The sequence below is a fragment of the Jannaschia sp. 2305UL9-9 genome, assembly GCF_041403465.1.
Taxonomy (GTDB): domain Bacteria; phylum Pseudomonadota; class Alphaproteobacteria; order Rhodobacterales; family Rhodobacteraceae; genus Jannaschia.
On sequence record NZ_JBGEHM010000005.1, the window covers coordinates 26093 to 50374 of the forward strand.

Below are 24282 nucleotides of genomic sequence, written 5' to 3' on the forward strand. Positions count from 1 at the left end.
ACCTGTCACCGCGCGCCGTTGCCCCGGATCCTGCGATATCCGGCGCAGATGACACGCGCCGATGCCTCGATTGTCCACTCGACGGCCTTGGCCTGATATCTGAACGCCTGCATGGGGCACCCCCACCGTATCGCAGACCAAGGCTGACACATCGGCCTGACCAAGCGGTTAACGACAGAGGCGTGATTGCGGCGCGCGCCCGTGCCGCCTATATCCGCCCCATGTTGGATATGCCCCCCTCGAACCGCCCTGCCCTGCCGCCCGAAATCGGACGTCGCCGGACATTTGCGATCATCAGCCACCCGGACGCGGGCAAGACGACCCTGACCGAGAAGTTTCTGCTGTACGGTGGCGCCATTCAGATGGCCGGCCAGGTGCGCGCCAAGGGCGAAGCACGGCGAACCCGGTCCGACTTCATGAAGATGGAGCAGGACCGCGGCATTTCCGTCTCTGCGTCCGCGATGTCCTTCGACTTCCACACGACAACGCGCGACTATCGCTTCAATCTGGTGGACACGCCGGGCCACAGCGATTTTTCCGAAGATACCTATCGCACCCTGACGGCCGTCGACGCGGCGGTGATGGTGATTGACGGGGCCAAGGGGGTGGAAAGCCAGACGCAGAAGCTGTTCGAAGTCTGCCGCATGCGGGATCTGCCGATTCTGACGTTCTGCAACAAGATGGACCGCGAAAGCCGCGATACGTTCGAGATCATCGACGAGATTCAGGAGAATCTCGCCATCGACGTCACCCCCGCCTCCTGGCCGATCGGCGTCGGGCGGGAGTTCATCGGCTGCTACGACGTGCTGCACGACCGGCTGGAACTGATGGACCGGGCCGACCGCAACAAGGTGGCCGAGACCGTCAAGATCAGCGGGCTGGACGACCCCAAACTGGCCGAACATGTGCCCGCCGACCTTTTGGCAAAGCTGCGCGAAGATCTTGAAATGGCACGGGAGCTTTTGCCCCCGATGGATGCGGCGGCCTTCCTCGAAGGCTCGCTGACTCCGATCTGGTTCGGCAGCGCGATCAATTCCTTCGGCGTGCAGGAACTGATGGCCGGCATCGCCGAGTTCGGGCCCGAGCCGCAGCCGCAACGTGCCGAGCCGCGCCAGGTTTCCGCGGACGAAAAGAAGGTCACCGGCTTCGTGTTCAAGGTGCAGGCCAACATGGACCCCAAACACCGCGACCGCGTGGCCTTCGTGCGCCTCGCTTCCGGCCATTTCGAACGGGGCATGAAACTCACCCACGTGCGGTCGAAGAAGCCGATGGCGATCTCGAACCCCGTCCTGTTCCTCGCAGCCGACCGCGAATTGGCCGAAGAAGCCTGGGCCGGCGACATCATTGGCATCCCGAACCACGGTCAGTTGCGCATCGGTGATGCCCTGACCGAGGGCGAGGCGCTGCGTTTTACCGGCATCCCGTCCTTCGCGCCGGAGCTGTTGCAGGGCGTGCGGGCGGGCGATCCGATGAAGGCAAAGCACCTTGAGAAAGCGCTGATGCAATTCGCCGAAGAAGGGGCCGCCAAGGTCTTCAAGCCCGCGATCGGGTCCGGCTTCATCGTCGGCGTCGTCGGTGCATTGCAGTTCGAGGTGCTCGCCAGTCGGATCGAGCTGGAATACGGCCTGCCCGTCCGCTTTGACGCCTCACAGTTCAAGTCGGCGCGCTGGATCAGCGGCGCGAAAGATGCCGTCGATGGTGTCATTGCCAAGAACCCGCAGCATATTGCCCATGACAACGACGGCGACCCGGTGTTCCTGACCCGCTTGCAATGGGACATCGACAGGATCGAGCGGGATCATCCCGATGTGGTGCTGAGCGCCACGAAAGAGATGATGGTCTGACGCCCCGTTCGCCGATCGCCAGCATGGAAAGGTTCAACCCGATGATCCCTCGCAGCACCGTTGCCGCGGCCCTCGGGCTTCCGGCAGACACGGACACATTGCCGCCCGGCGATCTGCCCCTCGACCGATTCATGGAGCGCTATGTTCAGTATTTGGGGACGGAGGATGCGGCGACCGATACGCCGGACGCATGGACGGGCGCCGTCATGGATCATCTGATCGCCAACGACCCCGATCTGGCGTTCACGGCGATTCGCGCGGGCCTTCCGCTGGACTCCGACGGCCTGTTGGCCGACGCCCTTGCCGACCTTGGCGAGCAACCGGGAATGAAATCGCGCATCGAAGAGGCGGCACAAGACGACGCTGACCTCGCAGCGCGTCTGGATACCGGGGACTGACCCGCTAAGGCGGCGAAACCTTGCCACGGCGGATCCACGAGATTGACAGACGGGCGACGTCCTCAGATGGTCCGCCAAGCTCACTTCATTCACGGAGGCCTCGATGCACCGCAAAACCGCCCTGTCCTTTGCCGCCCTTCCGATGGCAGCAACGCCCGCAATGGCCGACGTCGATCCGGCGTGGCACCTGCTGGGACAGATCGAGGTGACGGAGCACGAGACCGCGGAAAGCTGGACCGTCACCAAGCGATTCCCCGCCGAGATCGAGGGCGGCGTCGATGAGTTCCAGATCTCGGGCTACCTGATCGCCGTCGGTTGGGAAGCGGAGACCCGTGATTTCATGCTGGTATCGGATGCGGGCCAGTGCCCCTTCTGCGGTTCGGGCGACCATGGCACAGCCATCGAAGTACGGCTGGCCGACCCGCTGCCCGCCACGGACGAGGCGCGGCAGGCCACGCTGCGCGGTGCGCTCCACCTCGTGCGGGATGCCGACACGATGCAGGCCGTCGTGATGACCGACGCTGTCCTCCTCGATCTCTGATCGGCCCCATCCGAACCGGGTTCAACCGGACGGTCATTTTCTGGCGACAAAAGCACGTGGTACGCTGACGGGAAACCGCGGCGTGCTGCATCGTGAGGGGGTCATCGGCCCCGCACGCTGGAAACACCGGGCTTGGGTTTGCTGTGCCCTGTCCTTCCGGGGCAGGCATCGGGCCATCATGCCACCAAGCCGCTGGACCGCCTTGTTTTTCCTGGACGAAGCGGTTGCCTTGGCGGCCGGCCATCGGCCTTGCGGACAATGCCGGCATGCCGATTACGGTGCGTTCAAGGCCGCGTGGACCGACGCATTCGGGGCGTGGCCCGGCCCCTCGGATGCCGATCACGAGTTGCATTCGGCCCGCGCCTGTCCCGGCGCAAGGTACCTGCGCCACCATCAGGACGACGCAAGCAACCTCCCCCCGGGCGCCATGTGCCGAACGGATCAGCTTACCCTGTTGATCACCCGCTCCGGCGCGAGGGTCTATCAGCCGGAGGGATACGGCCCGCTTCGCCCCCGTCCGACCGGACGTGTGACCGTGTTGACGAATCCGGTCACCCTGAACGTGCTGCGCGCGGGATATGCGCCGATGCTGCACGCAAGCGCGCGGACGTAAGGGGCGCCGATGCAGACCGAAGCGCCATTTCTTGCCAGAACAGCGGCGTGGTGACAGCAAGTTGACCGCCGACGCCCCATTTGCTAGGCGATGCGCGCTTGCAGGAGTCTTCAAGCCCGACGTTTCCGAGGGATGCACAGTAAGGCCGCGTCCCACATTCCCGAGCCACGGGCAATTCGGCCCCCCGCTCCAACCAGGACGCATATGACAAGTTTTTCCGATCTCAACCTCGATCCCAAAGTTCTCAAAGCGATCGAGGCCACCGGTTACACAACCCCTACCCCCATCCAGGCCGGTGCGATTCCACCCGCCCTGCTTGGCCGTGACGTTCTGGGCATTGCCCAGACCGGCACCGGCAAGACGGCAAGCTTCACGCTGCCGATGATCACGATGCTGGCCAAGGGGCGTGCACGCGCCCGGATGCCACGATCCCTCGTTCTGGCACCAACCCGGGAACTGGCCGCGCAGGTTGCCGAGAATTTCGACAATTACGCCAAGGGCAGCCGCCTGAAGAAGGCCCTGCTGATCGGCGGCGTGTCCTTCAAGGAACAGGATCAGCTGATCGACCGCGGTGTCGACGTCCTGATCGCGACGCCGGGGCGCCTGATCGACCATTTCGAACGTGGCAAGCTGTTGCTGACCGGGGTCGAGATCATGGTCGTGGACGAAGCCGACCGCATGCTGGACATGGGCTTCATCCCCGATATCGAGCGCATCTTCGAGATGACGCCCTTCACGCGCCAGACCCTGTTCTTCAGCGCGACGATGGCGCCGGAGATCGAGCGTATCACCAACAAGTTCCTGTCGAACCCCGAGAAGATCGAGGTAGAGCGTCAGAATTCCACCTCCGAGACGATCACGCAGGTTCTGATCGAGCATGAGCCGCGGAACCGCAGCTTTGCCGCCAAGGACAAGCGGGAGATCCTGCGCGCGATCATCGAGCGTGACAGCGCCCAATCCGACAACCCGCTGCGCAACGCGATCATCTTCTGCAACCGCAAGACCGAGGTCGACGTGGTTGCCAAATCGCTGAAGAAGCATGGCTATAATGCCGAGCCGATCCACGGCGATCTGGAACAGTCTCACCGGACCCGGACGCTGGACGGTTTCCGGGACGGGTCGATCAAGTTTCTGGTGGCCTCGGATGTGGCGGCCCGTGGCCTCGACATTCCGAACGTCAGCCATGTGTTCAATTTCGACATGCCCAGCCATGCCGAAGATTATGTTCACCGGATCGGGCGCACGGGGCGCGCGGGCAAGCTGGGTACGGCCTATACGATTTCGACGCCGTCGGATGCAAAATACCTCGACGCTATCCAGAGTCTCGTGAAAGCGGACATCCCGCGTGGGGAAAACCCGTGGACCCCACCCGGCAAGTCGCCGCGAGACGAGGCCGCCAAGGAAGATGCGCACAACGCCGAAGAACCAAAGCGCACCTCTTCGCGCACCCGGAGCCGGTCCAAGGCAAAACCTGTTCAAGAGGCGGCCGCCACCCCGGCCCCCGAGACACCGGCCGAGACCAAGCCCGCAGCCCGCACATCCGAGCCGCGCGAGGAGCAGAAGCGCACGCGTGGGGATCGGTCGCGTGGCGGTCGCGGGCGCAATGACAACGGCCCGCGCGTTGTCGGCCTTGGCGATCACGTTCCCAGCTTCATCGAGATGAGCTTCGACGAACGGCGTGCCGAAACGGCCTGATCCTCTGCGATCAGGGATAATGAAAAAGGCGCGGTGGAGAGATCCACCGCGCCTTTTTTCATTCGAACATTCCTTGCAGGAAGCCGCCCTCAAAGGGCACAGCCAACGCACGCATAAACGGATATACGGCGGCCCGATGGCGTTGCGATGTAGGTAAGGGATATGGCGCGCTGGGGAGGATTCGAACCCCCGACCCCTTGATTCGTAGTCAAGTACTCTATCCAACTGAGCTACCAGCGCACTACTCGGGTCGGATAAACCCCGACGCGGGCGGGCGCAAGCGGGTTTTCCGCCCTTTTTGCCGCCGACACAAAGAAATCTTCCTGCGCTTACGCAGACACTTCACGCGGCAGGTAGATCAGGAAAACGGACCCCTCTTCGCCCGTGCGTTCGAGAGTCAGATCCCCGCCATGCCCTTGCACCAGCTCCCGCGCGATGACGAGGCCGAGGCCCGTGCCCCCTTTGCGCACATTGCCCTGAAAGGCCTGGAACAGGTTATCCTGCGCCCGTTGCGGAAGGCCCGGCCCCGTGTCGCAGATCCGGATATGCCAGCCGTCGGCATCTTCCGAGGCGCGGACGGTGATCTCGCCGGGTTGGCCGGTCGCCTGGATGGCTTGGCGCGCATTGCGGATCAGGTTGCCGACGACGCGGTGCAACTGCTCGGGGTCGGCGCGCAGCATCATGTGGGGGTCCGCCTCGTGCCGGATGGCTACCGCCTCCGCGTCGACGGCCAGCTGTTCACCTTCGCAGACCTCGGACAGGAAATCGGGTGCAGGGATCTGTTGCAGGGCGGGCGGCGCCTCCTCGGCGCGGCCAAAGGCCATCGTGCCCTCGGTCAGGTTCACGGCACGGGTCAGCGATGCGACCAGTTTGGGGGCCACACGTTTGACCGTCGGATCGTCCACCATTTCCAGCCGGTCACCCAGCAGGGTCGCGGTTGTCAGGATGTTGCGCAGGTCATGACTGATCTTGGCGACGGCACTGCCCAGTTGGGCCAGCCGCTCCTTCTGGCGGAGCGACTGCGTCAGCTGGGTTTCGAGGGATTGCAGCGTCCGCTCCGCCTCGCGCAGTTCCTTGATGCGGGACTTCGGCTCTATGACGCGGCGCGCATCTTCGGGCGCGGCGGCATAGGCGTTCATCTGGCTGACCAATGACTTGATGGGAACCACCATCAGGCGTCGGACGGCAAGGAACAGGAAGATCGAGGTGATGACCGAGATGACCAGCGACAGCCAGAGGATGTTGATCCCGTAGGCGAACATCGCGGCCTGCAGGTCACGCGTATCGATCGCCGCCTCGATCTGGACACCGCCGGCGCGGGCAGGCTCGGCTATGACGCGAATGACGGAAGGCGACGTGCTGGTGAACCGCAACATCGCGTCGCGGATCAGGACCCATGGATCGGAATTGCGCAGATCGATCGTTTGCGTCACCGGACCGGGCAGGTCCGAGGACAGGACAAGCTGCCGCATGGTATCGCGTCGCAGCACGACGTTCAGAACGCCGGCATTCTCCAGAAGCTCCGCCTCGACCTGCGGGTCGATCATCTCGTCGGCGCCCAGCAGGGCGAGGGCGGCGATCTGCGCCCGCTCCATGCGGTTGGTCAGGAATTCGACGCGATAGCGGGCAATCGACGGCAGGAAGATCAGCACCTCGGCCAGCATCACGAAGACGATGGTCAGGATCAGGAAGCGTCCGGAAAGGGATGTCAGCATGGCGGCCCGGCGAATTGATTTGCACCGTTATGCCTGCTCATGGCCATTGGGGACAGGGGCCCGGGCCGCCGTCTCACGACAACGGCATCTGTGGTGAGGGCGCGCCCCCGAACGGCTTCGGGGGCGCGGTGCATTACGACGGGTCGGCCGTGGTGCGCAGATAGGGGAAATGGGTCGTGAACGCGCCGAACTTGGCCTTTGCATCCTCGTCCGACACCGTGGCCGGGATGACCACGTCGCGGCCGTGCTCCCAGTTGGCGGGGGCGGCCACACCATGCTTGCCAGCCATCTGAAGGGCATCGACCGCGCGCAGGATCTCGGCAAAGTTGCGGCCGACGTTCATGGGATAGGTCATCGAAAGCTTCAGCTGCTTGTCGGGCCCGATGATATAGACGGACCGCACCGTCGCCGTGTCGTTCGGCGTCCGCCCGTCGGGCAGGTAGGCATCTTCCGGCAGCATGTCATAGGCCTTGGAAATGGCCAGATCCTCGTCCGCGATGATCGGAAAGGTCGGCTCCGCACTGGCGAAGGTGGCGATGTCGCCCTTCCATTTGCGGTGGCTGTCCGCATCGTCGACGGAAATGCCGATCACCTTGACGCCGCGCCTGTCCCATTCGGGGGCAAGCTGCGCCACGGCGCCGAACTCGGTCGTGCAGACGGGGGTGAAATCCTTCGGATGGCTGAACAGGATGGCCCAGCTGTCGCCGATCCAGTCATGAAAGCTGATCTGGCCCTCGCTGGTATCCGCGGTGAAGTCGGGAACGACCTGATTGATTCGCAAGCCCATGTGTTGCCTCCGTGGCTCTGAGTCTGTCGTGACGGAACTTAAGGAGCGTGAGGCCGAGGGAAAAGGGTTCATCGCGAGGGTGCGGGCATCTCATCGTGCCCGAAACCATGGCCATGGCCAGATGACGCGTGCCGGAACGACCGACCTTGCCGCGACATCAGAACGGACAGGGCGCCTCCAGCCGCATCATGTGCCCTTCGATCGGATGTTCGAATTTCAATCCCTCGGCGTGCAACATCATGCGGGGCCAGTCGGCATGATCGACGGAATAGAACGGATCGCCGAGGATCGGATGCCCCAGGGATTGCATGTGTACGCGCAACTGATGACTGCGCCCCGTGCGCGGCATCAGACGCATCCTTGTCGTATCCCCTTCGTGGCCCATGCGCTGCCAGTCGGTCACCGACGGTTTCCCGGTTTCGAAGTTCACATGCTGAAGCGGGCGATTGGGCCAGTCCACGATCAGTGGCAGGTCGATGGTGCCCGACGGCTCTGCGACCAAACCCGCCACCCGCGCGATATAGCGTTTCTTGACACGCTTGGTTTCGAACAATCGCCCCGTCTTGCGCTGCGCTTCCTTGGTCAGTGCGAAGATCATGATGCCGGAGGTATCGCGATCAAGCCGGTGGCACAGCAGGACCTCCGGGTGGTCGGCGGCCAAACGCGACAACAGGCAGTCGGCCAGATGCGCGCCCCGCCCCGGAACCGACAGAAGGCCATGCGGCTTGTCCACGACCAGCAGGTGATCATCGCGGTAGATCGTCGGGATCGGACCGGCGGGCGGGTCGTATGGCGTGGAAACATCGGACATGACCTGCGCCTACCCCGGCAAACGTGCGGACGCTAGATCTGCGTCAGCGCCATGGCGAAAACGAAGCTCAGGCACAGCAGCAGCACCGTCAGGCCCAGCCATACCTGCCGACGGGACCGCGTGGCAGGATCGGCAAGATAGCTTCGCAGGGCGGCAATCTGGGCCGCAGGCCCGGGCAAGGGCCCACCGGCCTGCGCGCGCCGGAACACCGCCCAGAGAACCGAAAGGGTCATCACCACCCAGGTCGCGAAGACCAGCGCCTGCACCGCGAGGAACACCACCATCAACGCATCCTTCTCAGGCGCCGTGCTGCCCAGACAGCCGTGCCGCCAAAGAACGCGCCGGCAATGCCCACCACCTCGACGGCCGCGATACCACCGACACCGCGGAACGCGACAACCCCGGCCAGCAGAACCAGACCACCCAGAGAGGCGATCAGGTAAAAGCGGGTTTCGCCGCGCGTGGGCCCGAAATCCTTCATGGCGGACAGATCAGCACAGGATGCGCCCGCCATGCAACATCACGCCAGATAGACCCGGAACCACGCAATCGTCCGCTCCCACGCGGCCTCGGCGGTTTCCGCGTCGTAACGGGGCGTCGTGTCATTGTGGAAGCCGTGGTTCACGTCCGGCCAGATCAGGGCCTCATAGACCTTGTCGTTCGCCTCCAGCGCCTTCTGCATCTCGGGCCAGCCCGCGTTGATCCGGCCGTCGAGCGCGGCATACTGAAACAACAGCGGCGTCTCGATCCGCGGCACATCCTCGGCCGCGGCCTGCCGTCCGTAGAAGGGCACGCCCGCGTTCAGTTCAGGATAGGCCACCGCAAGGGCATTCACGACGCCACCGCCATAGCAGAAGCCGGTCGCCCCGACCTTGCCGTTCGTGCCGTCCATCGCAGCAAGATATTCGTACCCGGCGAAAAAGTCGTTCATCAGCTTTTCGCCATCGACCTGACGCTGCATCTCGCGGCCTTCGTCATCCGTGCCGGGATAGCCCCCCATCGAGGTCAGGCCATCCGGCGCCAGCGCGATGAAGCCGGCCTTGGCCACACGGCGGGCGACGTCGCGGATATAGGGGTTCAAGCCCCGGTTCTCATGAACCACCAGAACCGCGGCGGGCGTTTCGACCCCGACCGGACGGACCAGATAGCCATTCACTCTGCCGTGACCATTCGGACTGTCGTAGGTGATATCTTCGCCGAGGATGTCGCCGTCGTCTTCGGCAATCTGCTGGGCCAGGGCGTAGTTCGGGCTGAGCGTGTTGAGAAGGGCAAGCGCGGTCACACCACCGACGGCCCATTTTCCGGCACGGTCGAGGAATTCACGCTTGGTGATCTTGCCGTGCGCGTAGAAATCATAAAGATCGAGAAGATCCTGATCGAAGTCCCTGGCAGTCATGCGGGTCATGCGGCACTCTCCTGTTTCGACATGCCCTGCGGCATGTTGTCCCGTAGTTAGCGCGGTTGACGCAGAGGGAAATGGAACTTGGATACCAATTGGGGCATTGTCAGAAGATGAAGCACATCGCACTCGCCGCCGCCCTCCTTGCCACCCCCGTCGCTGCCGAACAGGTTGGCGAAGTGGGCGTGGACTGGGTCGGCAATGACATCATCATCGACGCCATCGCGGATCCCAAGGTCGAAGGCGTCACCTGTCATATCGCCTATTTCGACCGCTCGCTGATTGATCGGCTGTCACAGGGCAACTGGTTCGAGGATCCGTCCAACGCCTCCATTGCCTGCCGTCAGACCGGGCCGATCAAGGTGGGCGATATCGACATGTCCGAAGACGGAGAGCAGGTTTTCCGGGAAAGCCGGTCGATCATCCTAAAGTCCCTGCGGATCAAGCGGATTTTCGACGAGGCGAACCAGACGCTGATCTACCTCGTGCATGCGCAGGAGCTGACCGAAGGTTCGGCCAAGATGTCGATCTCGACCGTTCCGCTGTTCGGGGCCGTTCTGGCGGAATGATCGGTGGGGGGCGTGCCCCTGCCCCATGCCGGCCTTGCACCAGATGTCAAAGGAACGCCAAGGCCACCCCATAGGCGATGAAACAGACCGCCAGACCCCGGCGCAACCGCATGCTGCCGACAAGTCCAAGGGCTCGCCTGCCCAGCCATGCCCCCAGTGCGCACCATCCCGTATAGCTGAGCGCGGTCAGGGTCAGCGCCGTGGGCGCGATCACCGACATCTGCGACCAGATCGACACGTCCGTTCGGACGAACTGCGTGAAGGCAGCAAGATAGCCTGCGACCGACTTGGCATTCACCGTGGCGATCAGGAATGCCCGCAGCCAGATGCCCCGGGCGGGCGGCGCGTCCGTGTTCAGCGGGTGTCCCGCCCTCCTCCATGCTCGCAAGCCAAGGCCGATCAGCACCGCGGCCCCGACGAAGCGGATTGCATCGAACGCCACCGGTGACGCCAGCAAAAGCGCCGAGACACCGCTGGCCGATAGCACGAGAAACAGCGCCGCCTGACACAGGATTCCGACCACGCACCACAGCGCCGGGCGAAACCCGACGGACCATGCCGTCAGGATGCAGTTCACGGCGTTCGGGCCGGGCGACGTCACGAACAGCGCCCAGAAAGATGCAAAGATCAGCCAGTCGGCCACGCTCATGCGGCGTGGCCTCAGATGTTCAGGAACTTCTGCGCAATTCGCGGGATCAGGCCGTTGAAGCGCAATGGCGCGTCCGTCACCACGAGGCAGATGCAATCCTCGCCCAGATCGGCGACGGGCATGTGCTCCACGTCGTCACCCGCAATCTCCACGTCGCCACGGGCATAGCGGTCAGGCCCGTCGATGAACGCCCCCTTCAGGACGAGCGTGATCTCCGTGCCACTGTGGCCATGATCCGGCATCGCCTGCCCGGCGGGAATCGACAGCAGACGGGCCGTCGCCTCGTCGGCATCATCCCCGGCGATCATCACCTGTCGCACGCCCATGCCAACCCCGCGCCAACGCAGCACATCGACATCGCCCCCGAGAACCTCGCGCAGGGGTTTCGGCAGAACGGCATCGACACGGGGGGTCTTTACGTCCGTATGGACGGTGTCCTCTCGCCCGGTGCCCGCGATGCGGCCCATGATCTCGTCGAAGCACCCATCACGCAGGGGCGCGACCTCCACCTCTTCCAGAAGGCATCCGCCCATCGCCTCGAAGCTGGACAAACGCGCCCTTGCGTCGTCATCCAGTGACACGGCGGTTGCGACCATGAGGTCGTAGGCCTGCGGCAGCAGGCCGGCCGCGTAGCCCATCAGCAGGTCATCGTTGATCGGATGATTGGTCGTCATCGCTGCACCTTCAGTATTTCCGTCACCGTTGGGCCGTGCCCTGCAGATCGGTGTCCATTGCATGTCGCAGCCGATCTATCGCGAGACGGATGCGTGATTTTATCGTTCCCAGCGGCAGACCGGTCTGGGCGGCGATCTCGCTGTGCGTCAGATCGCCGAAGAAAGCCTTCTCTATCAGATCGCGCTGCTTTTCCGGCAGAACGGCCACCGCTTCGGCCAGCCGCCTGCTGTCGTCGCGCAGGGCCAATACCTCGGATTGTTCCGGTTCCGCCTGCGGGCCCCATGGCAGATCCTCCGGCTCGGGACGCCGGATCTTGCGGATCAGGTCGATCTTGCGGTTCCGGGCAATCGTGAACAGCCACGTCGCCACGGTGGCGCGCGTCGGGTCATACATGTGGGCCTTGCGCCAAAGCGTGACCATGACGTCCTGCATGCAATCCTCCGCCGTGCCGGGGGTCAGCCCGGTCCGGATCAAAAAAGCCTTCACCCGAGGACCGTATTGCCGGAACAGCTGCTCGAATGCGGCGCGGTCACGATCTGTGCCCACGGCGACAAGCAGGGATGTCCAGTACGCCTCGTCTTTGGTGTCGAACGTCAAACGTCTCTCCGATGCGAGGTCGATGGCGGTGCGGAATAGCGCCGGCAACGTGACCCGTATTACTCGAAATAGGACGCTCATGTCCAACTGACAGATACTACGGCCCGCCTTCCGCATTGGATCACCGAAGGAAGGATGTCGCAGGTCGAAAAGTATCATGGGACGCGACGGCAATGTGATCTGCTGCTAGGCACAGGCCGTAACCACTACGAACCTGCCCCGATACGGATACCCTGATCCTTGCCATTCGAAACGACAACGCCCTGCCCGCGCCGCATCGCGGTGGTCGGCGGCGGCATCAGCGGCATGGCCGCGGCCCATGTCCTGTCCCGCACCCATGCCGTCACCCTGATCGAGGCCGCCCCGCGCCTTGGCGGGCACGCGCGCACCATCCTGGCCGGCAAACGGGGGGATCAACCCGTCGACACCGGGTTCATCGTATTCAACAAGGTGAACTATCCCAACCTGTTGCAGCTGTTCGAAGACCTCGACGTGCCGATCGCCCTGTCCGACATGTCCTTTGCCGCCTCTTTCCGTGGCGGCGCGCTGGAATACAGCACGCAGACCATCGACACGGTGTTCGCCCAGCGGCGCAATCTCGCGAACCCGCGTTTCCTGCGGATGGTGCGCGATATCCTCAAGTGGAACGCCAAGGCCGCCGACAGCGCGCGGGACACGACCCTGTCGCTTGGCGATTTCCTCGATGACATGGGCTTGGGACAATCGTTCCGCGATTGGTACCTGGGCCCGATATCGGGGGCGATCTGGTCGACACCGTCACAGGACGTGATGGCCTTTCCGGCCGCTGCAATGGTGCGCTTCTTCGCGAACCATCACCTGTTGTCCGCCTCAGGTCAGCATACGTGGTACACGGTCGAGGGCGGATCGACGGCCTATGTCAGCAGGTTGCAGGCCAGCCTGACGCGCGTCGGCGTCGACATCCGTCTGGGTGCACCGGTGCGCGGCATTCGCCGGTCCGGATCAGGCCCCGAGGTTCTGCTGGATGGTGGCGAATGGGAAGCGTTCGACGATGTCGTCCTTGCGACCCATTCTGACGACAGTCTGGCGATGTTGTCGGATGCGTCGCAGGATGAGGCGCGTCTTCTGTCCCGCATAAGGTATCAGGACAATCACGCGGTGACCCATGCGGACGCGCGCCTCATGCCTCGACGCCGCAAGGTCTGGGCCTCGTGGAACTACGCCGAGCCCGAGGGCAGATCACCCGACAAGCTGGGCCTGACCTACTGGATGAACAGGTTGCAGCCGATCCCGATGGATGACCCCCTGTTCGTGTCTCTCAACCCGCAGACGCAACCGCGCGACGAGGCGATCTATGATCAGGTCGCCTTTCGTCACCCGGTCTACGACCTGTCGATGATGGGTGCCGTCGAACAATTGCGTGGCATCAACGGAGCGCGGAATACATGGTTCTGCGGTGCCTGGATGCACAACGGCTTTCACGAGGATGGCTTTCGCAGCGCGCTCGACGTCGTCGAAGCCATGCAGAGGCGTGGCACCGTTCCGGTTGCCGCGGAATGATGCCGCTGCCGCAACATGTCCCGGCATGGACGTTTCACGGCCGCGACGGAGAGGGCGTGAAGAACGGTTTTCGATATGGCATCGATTACGTTCTTCTGGCGCCTGCGGAAAAGGCGGCCCTGCCCCGGCTGTTCTCGCGAAACTCGGCAAACCTCGTCTCGCTGCACGACAGCGATCACGGCGGGCCGAAGGGCGCGGGGCGTGGGATCGACTGGGTCCGCGATGTCCTGCGGGACCATCAGATCAAGGCGGCGCCGGGCCGCGTTTTGTTGCTAGCGCAACCCCGCATCCTTGGCCACGTGTTCAACCCGGTTAGCTTCTGGTTGTGTCACGATATGGACGACAGGCTGCGCGTCGTCATTGCGGAGGTATCGAACACCTTTGGCGACCGGCACAGCTACCTTTGCCACGCCGATGATTTCGCGCCCATCACGCGCGAGATGACGCTGACGGCGAAGAAGATTTTCCATGTCTCGCCCTTTCAGCCGGTCGAGGGGACCTATTCCTTCCGCTTCGACATCGCGCCCGATCGCATCGGCGTCTGGATTGCCTACGAAAGCGCCAAGGGGCGCCTTCTGGCGACACTGACCGGGCCGCGCATGCCGCTGACATCCGCTGGCCTGCTGCGTGCGATGCTGCGCCGGCCTTTTGGATCGCGCCGCGTGCTGACCCTGATCCACTGGCAGGCCATCAAGCTCTGGTGGAAAGGTGCGACTTTCCGGTCTCGCCCGGAACCGCCCGCCTCCGAGGTCAGCCGATGAACAGCCGCCGGTCCCGGCGGGCCACCCGCGGATCCAACGTGGCAGACAGCCGCGCAGCCGATGGCGCGTAGGACCAGCGGCCTGCCACGCCACGCGGCTTTCGCGGCGGTTCTGGCGGCTGCGGGCCTTCCGATCTATATCCACGCGCCCAAGTTCTACGTCGACAGTTACGGCGTCACGCTGGCGCAACTGTCGGTCGCGCTGTTCGCGCTGCGCGCCATCGACGTGGTACAGGACCCGATGCTGGGTCGGCTCGCCGCCGTGACGGCCATGCACAGAACGCTGATGTGCTGGATCGCGGGCGGGCTAATGGCCCTGTCCATGGTGGGCCTGTTCGCGGTCGAACCGATGCTGCCCCCGGTCTGGTGGTTTGCCCTGACGCTTGGCGGTCTGTTCAGCAGCTTCTCGTTCCTGACGATCTGCTTCTACGCACAGGGTGTGGCCAAGGCGGCAAGCATGGGGGACGGCCACGTACGACTTGCCAGCTGGCGCGAAACGGGTGCGCTCAGCGGGGTCTGCCTTGCGGCCGCATTGCCCGCCATTCTGGCCGGAACCCATGCGCCATTCACGATCTATGCCCTCCTGTTCACCGTTCTGACGGGCGTCGCGCTCTGGGCCATGATGCCGGAATGGAGCGGTCGGGGCACCGTTCCGGGCGACAGCGGCCTGCGCGCCGTCCTGTCGGACGCCCCCGCCCGTCGCCTGCTGATCATCGCGCTGGCGAATGCGACGCCCGTGGCCGTGACATCCACCCTCTTCCTGTTCTTCGTCGAAGACCGTCTGGGCGCGCCCGAAGCGGCTGGTCCCCTGCTGCTGGTCTTTTTCCTCGCGGCGGCGGCCGCCGCCCCGGTGTGGGGCCGTATCGCACGGGCTTGGGGGGCACATTCCGCCCTGATGGGGGGCATGATCCTCGCGATCGTCAGTTTCGGCTGGGCGCTGACCCTTGGTGCGGGGGACACGTTGGCCTTTGCGATGATCTGCGTCGTCTCCGGGGCCGCGGTCGGGGCGGACCTTACCCTGTTGCCCGCGATCTTCGCGCGCCGGCTGCAGGTGATCACACCGGGCGCGGCCGATGGGTTCGGCCTGTGGTCCTTCGTCAACAAGGCAACGCTTGCCATGGCCGCCATCGCGCTGTTCCCGATCCTCGATCTGGCGGGCTTCGTACCCGGAACGCAGAATGCCCCCGCCGCGTTGAACATGCTGACCCTGCTCTATGCCGGGCTACCATTGGGGTTGAAGATATTGGCGCTGATCCTTTTGATTGGCGCACGGCAAGACTTGCAGGAGTAGACGATGCGCAACTGGACGGGAAAACGCTATTGGATCGTGGGGGCATCTGACGGTTTGGGCGCCGCCCTTGCGCGCAAGATTTCTGCCGCCGGGGCCGAAGTGATCCTCAGCGCGCGCAGCGAAGACAAGCTGAAGATATTGGCCGACGACCTTTCGGGACGTGCCTCCGTCGTTCCGGTGGATGTGTCTTCGCGCGAAAGTGTGGACAAGGCCGCCGCCACGGTCGGTCCCGTCGATGGCATGGTCTATCTGGCCGGTGTCTACTGGCCGCAGAAGGCGCAGGACTGGGATGCCGATCAGGTCGAGGCGATGTGCGATGTCAACTTCACCGGATGTGCACGGGTCGTCGGGTCCGTCATCAGGGACATGGTGGCCCGCGATGCCGGACACATCGTCCTGACCGGATCGTTGTCCGGCTTTCGCGGTCTGCCCGGTGCCACCGGATACGGTGCATCGAAAGCGGGCGTGATGTGGCTGGCCGAGGGGATGCACGCCGACCTGCGCCATACCGGGGTCGAGGTTCAGGTCGCGAATCCCGGGTTCATCAAGACGCGTCTGACCGACAAGAACGATTTCGACATGCCGTTCCTGATGGAACCCGAAGAGGCCGCGCAGGAGATGTTCGAACTGATGAACGGCGGCACCTTCAAGAAAAGCTTCCCGATGCTGTTCTCCTGGCTTTTCCGGGGGGGACAGTTCCTGCCGGACGGTCTCTGGTATGGGCTGATGGCACGCAAGTAGGCGACCGCCACGGCCGGTTCGTGGCCAATCGGAAACAGGCAGGGTCGTTTCCCCGAGCCCCCGTGTCGCCCGCGGTCTTTCCGCAAACCGGCCAAGCCCCTAGGCTGTCATGGACAGACAGGGGGACACCATGGCCGAGACGATCCGCTTTACCTTGGACGGCGAAACCGTCGAGGCCCGCCCCGGCGACACCATCTGGGAGGTTGCGAATGGGCGCGGCCTCGTGATTCCGCACCTTTGTCACAAACCGTCCCCCGGCTATCGCCCCGACGGCAACTGCCGTGCCTGCATGGTCGAGATCGAGGGAGAGCGGGGCCTTGCCGCGTCCTGCATCCGGGAGCCTGCGGAAGGCATGGTCGTCACGACCGATAGCGCCCGCGCAAGGTCCGCCCGCAAGATGGTCATCGAAATGCTACTGGCCGATCAGCCGGAGCAGGACGCCGCGCATGACCGATCATCGCATCTATGGGACATGGCCGCCGAGGTTGGTGTCACGGAAAGCCGTCTGCCCACGCTGGATGCAGGGCGCATTCCCCTTCTGGATGACAGCCATGTCGCCATGCGCGTCAACCTCGATGCCTGTATCCAATGCGGCCTGTGCGTCCGCGCCTGCCGCGAGGTGCAGGTCAACGACGTCATCGGGATGGCCGGGCGGGGCCACGATGCCTATCCTGTCTTCGATTTCGACGACCCCATGGGCGCGTCGACCTGCGTGGCCTGCGGCGAATGCGTTCAGGCCTGCCCTACCGGCGCCCTGATGCCCGCCACGATGGTCGCTGCCGATCAGACCGGGGACAGCAAGGATTTCGATCGTGCCGTCGAAAGCATCTGTCCCTTCTGCGGTGTCGGCTGTCAGGTGTCGCTGAAGGTCAAGGGCGACAGGGTCGTCAAGGTCGATGGCATCAACGGTCCCGCAAACGAAGGGCGCCTATGCGTGAAGGGGCGCTTCGGCTTCGACTACATCCACCACCCCCACCGCCTGACGGCACCGCTCATCCGGCGCGAGGATGCCCCCCCCAAGGGGTTGAACGTCGACCCCGCCAATTGGTCCGAGGTCTTTCGCGAGGCCACGTGGGAAGAGGCGCTGGACGTCGCCGCAGGTGGCCTGAAGGGGCGCGGCCGCGAGGTGGCGGGCTTTGGCAGTGCCAAGTGCTCCAACGAGGAAGCCTACCTTTTCCAGAAGTTCATCCGACAGGGTTTCGGGCACAACAACGTCGACCACTGCACCCGCCTGTGCCATGCGTCCTCGGTTGCTGCCCTGTTGGAGAACGTCGGCTCCGGTGCCGTGACCGCCACGTTCAACGAGATCGAGAACGCGGACGTCGCCATCGTGATCGGTGCCAACCCCGTCGAAAACCACCCCGTCGCGGCGACCTACTTCAAGCAGTTCGCGAAACGGGGCGGCAAACTGATCGTGATGGACCCGCGCGGACAGGCCTTGAAACGGCACGCGGCCCACATGCTGCAATTTCGGCCGGGGGCGGATGTCGCGCTGCTGAATTCCATCATGCATGTCATCGCCGACGAGGAACTCGTCGACCGGCAGTACATCGAGGCGATGACCGAAAACTGGGAGGCCGAGCAGGCGCATCTCAGGGGCTTCGCGCCGGAAAAGATGGCCGACCTGACGGGGATTCCGGCGGATGAGGTCCGCGCCGTGGCGCGCACCTTCGCCGGGGCGAAATCGGCGATGATCTTCTGGGGCATGGGCATTTCGCAGCATATCCACGGGACCGACAATTCGCGCTGCCTCATCTCGCTGGCGCTGATGACGGGACAGATCGGGCGGCCCGGTGCGGGCCTGCACCCCCTGCGCGGCCAGAACAACGTGCAAGGCGCGTCGGACGCGGGCCTGATCCCGATGTTCCTGCCCGACTACGCCAGTGTCCTGTCGGAAGATGTCCGCCAGAAATATGCAGGCATCTGGGGGGATGACGGCGGCTTCGGCGGGCAGATCCTCGATGAAAAGGGCCTGACTGTGACCGAGATCCTCGACGCGGTTCATGCCGATACGATCAAGGCGATGTATATCCTGGGCGAGAACCCCGCGATGTCGGACCCGGACGTGGCCCATGCGCGCGATGCCCTGGCCAAGCTGGACCATCTTGTCGTGCAGGACATCTTCCTGACCGAAACGGCGAATTTCGCGGATGTGATCCTGCCGGCCTCGGCCTTCGCGGAAAAGACCGGAACCGTGACCAATACGAACCGACAGGTCCAGATGGGCCGCCCCGCCGTGCCACCGCCGGGCGACGCGCGCGAGGACTGGTGGATCGTGACCGAACTTGCCCGGCGCTGCGGGATGTCATGGACCTATGATCACCCCTCGCAGGTGTTTGCGGAAATGACGCAGGTGATGCCGTCGCTGGACAACATCACATGGCAGCGGTTGCAGGACGAAGGCGCGGTGACCTACCCCTCCCTGTCGGCCGACGACCCGGGTCAACCGATCGTGTTTGCCGACAGCTTTCCGCGCGACGGGGGCCGCGCCCGGTTCACCCCCGCGAATGTCATCCCCCCGGATGAGACCCCGGATGCGGAATATCCCATGATCCTGACCACGGGGCGTCAGCTGGAACATTGGCACACGGGGTCCATGACGCGCCGGTCTGCCGTCCTCGACGCGGTAGAGCCGGAGGCGAATTGCTCGCTCCACCCCGGCACGCTGCGCCGCTTGGGCGTGCCGCCCGGGGGATGGGTCCGCCTGTCGACCCGCAGGGGCAGCGTCACCTTGATGGCCCGTGCAGACCGCGCCGTGGCCCCGGACATGGTCTTCCTGCCGTTCGCCTTCGTCGAGGCGGCGGCAAACCTTCTGACCAATCCGGCATTGGACCCCTTCGGCAAGATCCCTGAGTTCAAGTTCTCGGCCGTCAAGGTCGAGGCGGCCGAGACGGTCGCCGCCGAATAGCCGCAACGAAAAAGAGGAAGACGCGGGGGCGTCCTCCTCCCAATCATGACCGACTCGGCACTTGTTACCGGGCGGACATTGGTGTCCGAACCCGATGATATGCGATAACCAGTCGCCTATTCGGCCGCGAGGCGCGTGATCAGGACGGTAACCTCCGGCCGCTTGCCCACTTCGTCCTGTGCGATCTTGCGAACGCCCTTCACGATCAGGGCCTCCAGCTTTTCATCGTCACCTGCCGTGCGGGTATCGACGCGGGCCAGTTGGCTGGCCAGATGATCCTCCATCATGTCGGCAAGGGACGCCCCGTTTCCGGCCACATCCGGCAGACCGCGCAGATCGACCCAGGTATCCTCGAGGATCTCGTCATCGTCATCGACCATGACCGCGACGACGGCATGCCCGTTCAGGGCCATCCGGATACGATCCCGCACGACGCCGTCGAACTGACCCACGAGTGCGGAGCCATCCAGATAGGTGCGCCCGGTCTCGACATGATCGACGACCTTGGGCGCATTGCCCGACAATTCCAGCATGGTGCCGTTGGGCGCGACGACCCCCTTTCGTCCGAGGGTATTGGCCAGTTTCGCATGTTCCCGCAGATGGCGATGTTCGCCGTGCATGGGGATCACGACCTGCGGGTCGGTGATCTGATGCACGGTCTCCAGATCCGGGCGGTTGGCGTGCCCCGAAACGTGGTAGAGCCCGTCATCGTCGGTGACGACATCGACACCCATCTCGGACAGGTTGTTCATGATGCGGGCCACGTCCTTCTCGTTGCCCGGAATCGTCTTGGACGAGAACAGGAAGGTGTCACCCTCCTTCAGCTCCATCCCGAAGTACTTGCCCCGCGACAGCTGTGCCGAGGCGGCGCGCCTTTCGCCCTGCGAACCCGTGACGATCAGCATCAGGTTTTCACGCGGCAGGCTGGCCGCATCCTCGGGCGAGATGGTCTTGGGGAAATCCGTCAGGATCCCCTCCTCCATCGCGGCCTCGGTCATGCGACGCATTGCGCGCCCCATCAGGCAGATGGACCGTCCGGCGGCAACACCCGCATCGGCCAGCGACTTCAATCGCGCAACGTTGGACGCAAAGGTCGTCGCGACGAACATGCCCGTGGCGCCCTGTACCAGGGGGACGAGGTTCGGCTTCACCTCGGCCTCGGACCGTCCGGGGCTCTTGCTGAACACGTTGGTGGAGTCGCAGACAAGGGCGCGCACGCCGTCCTTTGCCGCCTCGGCCCAGAGCGCATCATCGAAGGCCTCGCCGACGACAGGCGACCGATCGATCTTGAAGTCACCGGTATGGATGATGCGGCCCGCCGGCGTATCGATCACCAGGGCGTTCGATTCCGGGATGGAATGCGATACCGGCAGAAACCCGACCTTGAACGGCCCGGCATCGATCATGGCGGGATACGGTTCGGCCGTGATGACCTTCTTCGGGTCCTGCCCCTTCTCCTGCAGCTTGCGACGCGCGAGGTTCGCGGTGAACTTCCGTGCGTGGATCGTCTGCTTCAGGCGTGGGAACAGATGACCGACGCCACCGACGTGATCTTCATGCCCGTGGGTGATGAACACCCCTTCGATCCGGTCCAGCTTGTCCATCAGCCATCCGATGTCCGGAAGGATGATGTCGACGCCCGGCGTCGTGTCCATGTCGGGAAAGGCGATCCCCAGATCGACGAGGATCAGGCGTTCCTTCCCCTCGGGGCCGTAGCCGTAGACATAGGCATTCATGCCGATTTCGCCCGCCCCACCCAAGGGGAGGTAGATCAGTCTGTCGCGTGCCATTCGTGTTATTCCTTGTTGAATGCGTGGATGACGGTCAGACCGTGCATCGTAAGATCGTCCTCGAAGGCATCGAACAACGCCTCCGCCTGGCTGAAGAGCGGCGCCAGCCCGCCGGTGGATATGACCTTCATCGGTCGGTTCCGTTCGGCCCGGATGCGGGCCGTTATTTCCTTGATGAGGCCGACATAGCCCCAGAAGACGCCTGACTGCATGCAGGCGACAGTGTTGGTTCCGACAACACGCTGCGGTTGCGTGATGTCAACATGCGGCAAGGCGGCTGCGGCCATGTGCAGCGCCTCGAGTGACAGGTTCACGCCCGGCGCAATGACACCGCCCACGTAGGCCCCGTCCGATGCGACAACGTCGAATGTCGTCGCGGTTCCGAAGTCCACAACGATCAGGTCGCCCCCATGGCGATCAAAACCCGCGGCCGTATTCACAAGACGGTCGGGCCCGACGGTCGTGCCCGCGTCCACGCGCGGCTCTACCGGCAGGTGGCACCCCGCCTTGCCGACCACAAGGGGCCGGGTGTCGAAATACCGATCACAAAGCACGCGCAGGTTGAAGACGACGCGTGGCACGGTGCTCGAGATGATGACATCCGTGATCGTCACGTTGATGTTGTGCAGGTCCATCAACGTGCGCAGCCACGTGTAGTATTCGTCTGACGTGCGCTGATGCTGCGTGGCGCAACGCCAGCTTGCGACGAATTCCGTCCCGTTCCAGATCGCAAAGACCGTGTTGGTATTGCCGCAGTCGATGGTCAGCAGGTGGGAGGGTGTCATCATGCTGCCGTTCCGAAAAAGACATCGCCCGCAGGGATGGTGCGCTGTCCGGAAGACGTGCCCAGTACGAGGTGACCCAGCGGATCGACGTCATCGAACGTGCCTTGCAGCGTTTCCGACGGCAGCTTGACGGTAATGGCCCGCCCGATACCTGCGGCCTGCGCCAGCCATGCGGACCGGATGGGTGCGAACCCATCCTGCTGCATCTGCGCCTCGCGCATGGCAAATGCCGATGCGAAGGTGTCCAGCATGGCGGATGGTGTGACGCGGATGCCGGCACCATCGAGCAGTGAGATTGGACGCAGGGCCCCGGCCTCGACGTCGTGCACATCGGGGGCGGCGATCAAATTGATACCAACGCCAAGGATCAGAAGGCCGGGCGTCGGACTCTCCAAGAGGATCCCGGCCAGCTTGTCCCCCTTCAGAAGAACATCGTTCGGCCATTTCAGGGCGACATCCGCGACGCCGATCGCGGTCAGCGCATCGTGCAAGGCCAGCGATGCCACGAAACTGCGCAGCGCAAAATCCGCAGGCGTGCCGTGCGGGCGCCAGGCCAGGGAGGCCGCGAAATTACCGGCAGGCATCGCCCACGGCCTGCCACGGCGGCCACGGGCGGCCGTCTGCGCGAGGCCCAAAAACCAGGTCGCGGCGTCCGGCGCACGGCGTGCAGCCTCGGCTGACGTGCTGTCGATGGATGTCAGGACGACCTTTTCGACCCCGTCAGGCCAGCCTGCCACTCAGTTCACCAGCGTCACAGCCGCCGCCGCGGCAATACCTTCGAGGCCGAAGAGGTTGATGATCCCCAATACCATGATCGCGGCGGACAGGGTCAGGGCGGCCATCTGCACCATTGGCATTGCCCCGTCGACAGGTGCATCGGTCTTGCCGAAGTACATGTAGTAAACGATCCGCAGATAGTAGAAGGCCCCGATGACCGAGGCGATCACGCCAAGAACGGCCAGCCAGACCAGACCGGCATCCACCGCCGCCTGAAGCACGGCCAGTTTCGCGAAGAAGCCGAGCATCGGCGGAATGCCTGCAAGGCTGAACATCAAGACCAACAGCGACAGGGCCTTGCCCGGATGGGACTTGGACAAGTCGTTGAGCGACTGGATATCCGTCACCTCGACACCATCGCGGGACATCGACAGGATGAACGCAAACGTGCCGATGTTCATCACGACGTAGATCGCCATGTAGAGCAGCATCGCCTCGACGCCGACGGCCGTCCCGGCGGCCAGTCCCATTAGGGCATATCCCATGTGCGCGATCGAGGAATAGGCCATCAGGCGCTTGATATCCCGCTGACCGATCGCCGCGATGGCCCCGACGAACATCGACAGGACCGACAGAAGGGCGACGATCTGCTGCCAGTCGCCGACGACGCCGCCGAAGGCATCGTGAACGACACGGGCAAACATGCCCATCGCAGCAACCTTCGGAGCCGTCGCGAAGAAGGCGGTGACCGGCGTCGGGGAGCCTTCGTAGACGTCTGGCGTCCACATGTGGAAGGGCGCCGCCGACACCTTGAACGCAAGCCCCGAAATCATGAAGACCAGGCCGAACAGCAGCCCGAGCGGGATATCACCCGTCGATGCAGCGACAATCACGCCGCCGAAGTCGGTGGTTCCCGTGTAACCATAGGTCAGGGAGATGCCGTATAGCAGCAGACCGGAAGACAGGGCGCCCAGCACGAAGTATTTCAGGCCCGCCTCGGTCGATTTCAGGTGGTCGCGGCGCATCGAGGCAACGACGTAGAGCGACAGCGACTGCAACTCCAACCCCATGTAGATGGTCAGCAGATTGCCGGCCGAGACCATCACCATCATGCCGATGACCGACAGGGTGATCAGGACCGGGTACTCGAATTTCAGAAGGCCGGTGCGGGCCATGTAGTCCTGTCCCATCACCAGCACGACGGCCGCCGACAGCAGGATCGTGACCTGCGCGAACTTGGAGAAGCCATCCTTGACGATCATGCCGTCGAACCCTGCACCGGGCGCATCGGTGACACCGATCCAGAACGCCATCAGCGTCAGAACCGCGGCCGTCAGCCAGACGAGCGGCCCGGCGAGCGCATCCTTGGAGGTGTAGACCGCCCCCATCAGGGCCGCCAGCGCGTATACTGCCAGCAGGATTTCAGGCAGGATGATGGTCAGGTCGGAAGCAAGCATT

The 24282-nt window shown here is 64.0% G+C and carries 24 protein-coding genes and 1 tRNA gene; 11 read left to right on the forward strand and 14 right to left on the reverse strand.

The features are described from left to right. The first annotated feature begins 221 nt into the window (after positions 1 to 221). From V6N07_RS16190 to V6N07_RS16210, 5 genes are all read left to right on the forward strand, one after another. Positions 222 to 1844: a peptide chain release factor 3 gene (locus V6N07_RS16190; RefSeq protein ID WP_371157674.1), complete on the forward strand. Its 1623-nt coding sequence runs from the start codon at positions 222 to 224 to the stop codon at positions 1842 to 1844. Between the two features lie 41 nt (positions 1845 to 1885). Further along, on the forward strand, positions 1886 to 2242 hold the full coding sequence (locus V6N07_RS16195) for a hypothetical protein (RefSeq protein ID WP_371157676.1): 357 nt from the start codon (positions 1886 to 1888) through the stop codon (positions 2240 to 2242). 103 nt (positions 2243 to 2345) lie between these two features. Further along, positions 2346 to 2783, forward strand: a complete 438-nt coding sequence (locus V6N07_RS16200; RefSeq protein WP_371157678.1) for a hypothetical protein — start codon at positions 2346 to 2348, stop codon at positions 2781 to 2783. Positions 2784 to 2985: 202 nt separating this feature from the next. Continuing rightward, complete coding sequence (locus tag V6N07_RS16205; RefSeq protein ID WP_371157680.1) at positions 2986 to 3396, forward strand: hypothetical protein; 411 nt, start codon at positions 2986 to 2988, stop codon at positions 3394 to 3396. 204 nt (positions 3397 to 3600) lie between these two features. Next, on the forward strand, positions 3601 to 5091 hold the full coding sequence (locus V6N07_RS16210; protein WP_371157682.1) for a DEAD/DEAH box helicase: 1491 nt from the start codon (positions 3601 to 3603) through the stop codon (positions 5089 to 5091). A gap of 163 nt (positions 5092 to 5254) precedes the next feature. On the opposite strand, the gene V6N07_RS16215 is transcribed toward V6N07_RS16210, so the two are convergent. The 7 genes from V6N07_RS16215 to yghX form a co-directional block, all read right to left on the reverse strand. After that, positions 5255 to 5331: transfer RNA gene (locus tag V6N07_RS16215), tRNA-Arg, on the reverse strand. 89 nt (positions 5332 to 5420) lie between these two features. After that, positions 5421 to 6806 (reverse strand): sensor histidine kinase, encoded by a 1386-nt coding sequence (locus V6N07_RS16220; protein WP_371157684.1) that lies wholly within the window; start codon positions 6804 to 6806, stop codon positions 5421 to 5423. 133 nt (positions 6807 to 6939) lie between these two features. After that, complete coding sequence (locus tag V6N07_RS16225) at positions 6940 to 7593, reverse strand: peroxiredoxin (protein WP_371157686.1); 654 nt, start codon at positions 7591 to 7593, stop codon at positions 6940 to 6942. A 157-nt stretch (positions 7594 to 7750) separates the two neighbouring features. Further along, a complete protein-coding gene (locus V6N07_RS16230; RefSeq protein WP_371157688.1) occupies positions 7751 to 8404 on the reverse strand; it encodes an RluA family pseudouridine synthase in 654 nt (217 codons plus the stop codon). A gap of 32 nt (positions 8405 to 8436) precedes the next feature. Then, entirely contained in the window at positions 8437 to 8688 is a 252-nt protein-coding gene (locus tag V6N07_RS16235) for a hypothetical protein (RefSeq protein ID WP_371157690.1), read from the reverse strand. After that, positions 8688 to 8918: a hypothetical protein gene (locus V6N07_RS16240; protein ID WP_371157692.1), complete on the reverse strand. Its 231-nt coding sequence runs from the start codon at positions 8916 to 8918 to the stop codon at positions 8688 to 8690. The genes V6N07_RS16235 and V6N07_RS16240 overlap by 1 nt, the downstream gene beginning before the upstream one ends. Before the next feature lie 6 nt (positions 8919 to 8924). Continuing rightward, on the reverse strand, positions 8925 to 9809 hold the full coding sequence (yghX, locus tag V6N07_RS16245; RefSeq protein ID WP_371157694.1) for a YghX family hydrolase: 885 nt from the start codon (positions 9807 to 9809) through the stop codon (positions 8925 to 8927). 107 nt (positions 9810 to 9916) lie between these two features. Here yghX and V6N07_RS16250 point away from each other — a divergent pair, with 107 nt between their 5' ends. After that, positions 9917 to 10372, forward strand: coding sequence for a CreA family protein (locus V6N07_RS16250; RefSeq protein ID WP_371157696.1), 456 nt, complete (start codon positions 9917 to 9919; stop codon positions 10370 to 10372). A 46-nt stretch (positions 10373 to 10418) separates the two neighbouring features. On the opposite strand, the gene V6N07_RS16255 is transcribed toward V6N07_RS16250, so the two are convergent. From V6N07_RS16255 to V6N07_RS16265, 3 genes are read right to left on the reverse strand one after another with little or no spacing between them, the layout of a single operon-like run. After that, positions 10419 to 11021: a LysE family translocator gene (locus V6N07_RS16255; protein WP_371157698.1), complete on the reverse strand. Its 603-nt coding sequence runs from the start codon at positions 11019 to 11021 to the stop codon at positions 10419 to 10421. An 11-nt stretch (positions 11022 to 11032) separates the two neighbouring features. After that, positions 11033 to 11695 (reverse strand): ChrR family anti-sigma-E factor, encoded by a 663-nt coding sequence (locus tag V6N07_RS16260; RefSeq protein ID WP_371157700.1) that lies wholly within the window; start codon positions 11693 to 11695, stop codon positions 11033 to 11035. A 22-nt stretch (positions 11696 to 11717) separates the two neighbouring features. Next, positions 11718 to 12293, reverse strand: coding sequence for a sigma-70 family RNA polymerase sigma factor (locus tag V6N07_RS16265; RefSeq protein ID WP_371157702.1), 576 nt, complete (start codon positions 12291 to 12293; stop codon positions 11718 to 11720). 240 nt (positions 12294 to 12533) lie between these two features. On the opposite strand from V6N07_RS16265, the gene V6N07_RS16270 reads away from it, so the two are divergent. The 5 genes from V6N07_RS16270 to fdhF all read left to right on the forward strand — a co-directional run bounded on the left by V6N07_RS16270 (position 12534) and on the right by fdhF (position 19532). Further along, positions 12534 to 13832 carry an NAD(P)/FAD-dependent oxidoreductase gene (locus tag V6N07_RS16270; protein ID WP_371157704.1) on the forward strand — a complete coding sequence of 433 codons (1299 nt, stop codon included), beginning with the start codon at positions 12534 to 12536 and terminating at the stop codon, positions 13830 to 13832. Next, complete coding sequence (locus V6N07_RS16275) at positions 13832 to 14593, forward strand: DUF1365 domain-containing protein (RefSeq protein WP_371157960.1); 762 nt, start codon at positions 13832 to 13834, stop codon at positions 14591 to 14593. The genes V6N07_RS16270 and V6N07_RS16275 overlap by 1 nt, the downstream gene beginning before the upstream one ends. A 60-nt stretch (positions 14594 to 14653) precedes the next feature. Beyond that, a complete protein-coding gene (locus V6N07_RS16280; protein WP_371157706.1) occupies positions 14654 to 15883 on the forward strand; it encodes an MFS transporter in 1230 nt (409 codons plus the stop codon). Between the two features lie 3 nt (positions 15884 to 15886). Then, positions 15887 to 16624 carry an SDR family NAD(P)-dependent oxidoreductase gene (locus V6N07_RS16285; protein ID WP_371157708.1) on the forward strand — a complete coding sequence of 246 codons (738 nt, stop codon included), beginning with the start codon at positions 15887 to 15889 and terminating at the stop codon, positions 16622 to 16624. Between the two features lie 130 nt (positions 16625 to 16754). Beyond that, entirely contained in the window at positions 16755 to 19532 is a 2778-nt protein-coding gene (gene fdhF, locus V6N07_RS16290) for a formate dehydrogenase subunit alpha (protein ID WP_371157710.1), read from the forward strand. Between the two features lie 116 nt (positions 19533 to 19648). Here the strand turns inward: fdhF and V6N07_RS16295 are convergent, their stop codons facing one another. From V6N07_RS16295 to nuoN, 4 genes are read right to left on the reverse strand one after another with little or no spacing between them, the layout of a single operon-like run. Further along, positions 19649 to 21322: a ribonuclease J gene (locus tag V6N07_RS16295; RefSeq protein ID WP_371157712.1), complete on the reverse strand. Its 1674-nt coding sequence runs from the start codon at positions 21320 to 21322 to the stop codon at positions 19649 to 19651. Between the two features lie 5 nt (positions 21323 to 21327). Then, a complete protein-coding gene (locus tag V6N07_RS16300; protein ID WP_371157714.1) occupies positions 21328 to 22110 on the reverse strand; it encodes a type III pantothenate kinase in 783 nt (260 codons plus the stop codon). Then, a complete protein-coding gene (locus V6N07_RS16305; protein WP_371157716.1) occupies positions 22107 to 22844 on the reverse strand; it encodes a biotin--[acetyl-CoA-carboxylase] ligase in 738 nt (245 codons plus the stop codon). The genes V6N07_RS16300 and V6N07_RS16305 overlap by 4 nt, the downstream gene beginning before the upstream one ends. Then, a complete protein-coding gene (gene nuoN / locus V6N07_RS16310; protein ID WP_371157718.1) occupies positions 22845 to 24281 on the reverse strand; it encodes an NADH-quinone oxidoreductase subunit NuoN in 1437 nt (478 codons plus the stop codon). It lies immediately after the preceding gene. Between the last annotated feature and the right edge of the window lies 1 nt (position 24282).

What these genes read in the sequence shown, in the direction of transcription:
- V6N07_RS16240 (WP_371157692.1), bottom strand. Translation starts at nt 8,918, where the DNA reads ATGGCGGGCGCATCCTGTGCTGATCTGTCCGCCATGAAGGATTTCGGG.
- V6N07_RS16250 (WP_371157696.1), top strand. Translation starts at nt 9,917, where the DNA reads ATGAAGCACATCGCACTCGCCGCCGCCCTCCTTGCCACCCCCGTCGCT.
- V6N07_RS16190 (WP_371157674.1), top strand. Translation starts at nt 222, where the DNA reads ATGTTGGATATGCCCCCCTCGAACCGCCCTGCCCTGCCGCCCGAAATC.
- V6N07_RS16230 (WP_371157688.1), bottom strand. Translation starts at nt 8,404, where the DNA reads ATGTCCGATGTTTCCACGCCATACGACCCGCCCGCCGGTCCGATCCCG.
- nuoN (WP_371157718.1), bottom strand. Translation starts at nt 24,281, where the DNA reads ATGCTTGCTTCCGACCTGACCATCATCCTGCCTGAAATCCTGCTGGCA.
- V6N07_RS16200 (WP_371157678.1), top strand. Translation starts at nt 2,346, where the DNA reads ATGCACCGCAAAACCGCCCTGTCCTTTGCCGCCCTTCCGATGGCAGCA.
- V6N07_RS16255 (WP_371157698.1), bottom strand. Translation starts at nt 11,021, where the DNA reads ATGAGCGTGGCCGACTGGCTGATCTTTGCATCTTTCTGGGCGCTGTTC.
- V6N07_RS16220 (WP_371157684.1), bottom strand. Translation starts at nt 6,806, where the DNA reads ATGCTGACATCCCTTTCCGGACGCTTCCTGATCCTGACCATCGTCTTC.
- V6N07_RS16285 (WP_371157708.1), top strand. Translation starts at nt 15,887, where the DNA reads ATGCGCAACTGGACGGGAAAACGCTATTGGATCGTGGGGGCATCTGAC.
- V6N07_RS16225 (WP_371157686.1), bottom strand. Translation starts at nt 7,593, where the DNA reads ATGGGCTTGCGAATCAATCAGGTCGTTCCCGACTTCACCGCGGATACC.
- V6N07_RS16235 (WP_371157690.1), bottom strand. Translation starts at nt 8,688, where the DNA reads ATGGTGGTGTTCCTCGCGGTGCAGGCGCTGGTCTTCGCGACCTGGGTG.
- V6N07_RS16210 (WP_371157682.1), top strand. Translation starts at nt 3,601, where the DNA reads ATGACAAGTTTTTCCGATCTCAACCTCGATCCCAAAGTTCTCAAAGCG.
- V6N07_RS16275 (WP_371157960.1), top strand. Translation starts at nt 13,832, where the DNA reads ATGCCGCTGCCGCAACATGTCCCGGCATGGACGTTTCACGGCCGCGAC.
- V6N07_RS16195 (WP_371157676.1), top strand. Translation starts at nt 1,886, where the DNA reads ATGATCCCTCGCAGCACCGTTGCCGCGGCCCTCGGGCTTCCGGCAGAC.
- fdhF (WP_371157710.1), top strand. Translation starts at nt 16,755, where the DNA reads ATGGCCGAGACGATCCGCTTTACCTTGGACGGCGAAACCGTCGAGGCC.
- yghX (WP_371157694.1), bottom strand. Translation starts at nt 9,809, where the DNA reads ATGACCCGCATGACTGCCAGGGACTTCGATCAGGATCTTCTCGATCTT.
- V6N07_RS16300 (WP_371157714.1), bottom strand. Translation starts at nt 22,110, where the DNA reads ATGATGACACCCTCCCACCTGCTGACCATCGACTGCGGCAATACCAAC.
- V6N07_RS16295 (WP_371157712.1), bottom strand. Translation starts at nt 21,322, where the DNA reads ATGGCACGCGACAGACTGATCTACCTCCCCTTGGGTGGGGCGGGCGAA.
- V6N07_RS16260 (WP_371157700.1), bottom strand. Translation starts at nt 11,695, where the DNA reads ATGACGACCAATCATCCGATCAACGATGACCTGCTGATGGGCTACGCG.
- V6N07_RS16280 (WP_371157706.1), top strand. Translation starts at nt 14,654, where the DNA reads ATGGCGCGTAGGACCAGCGGCCTGCCACGCCACGCGGCTTTCGCGGCG.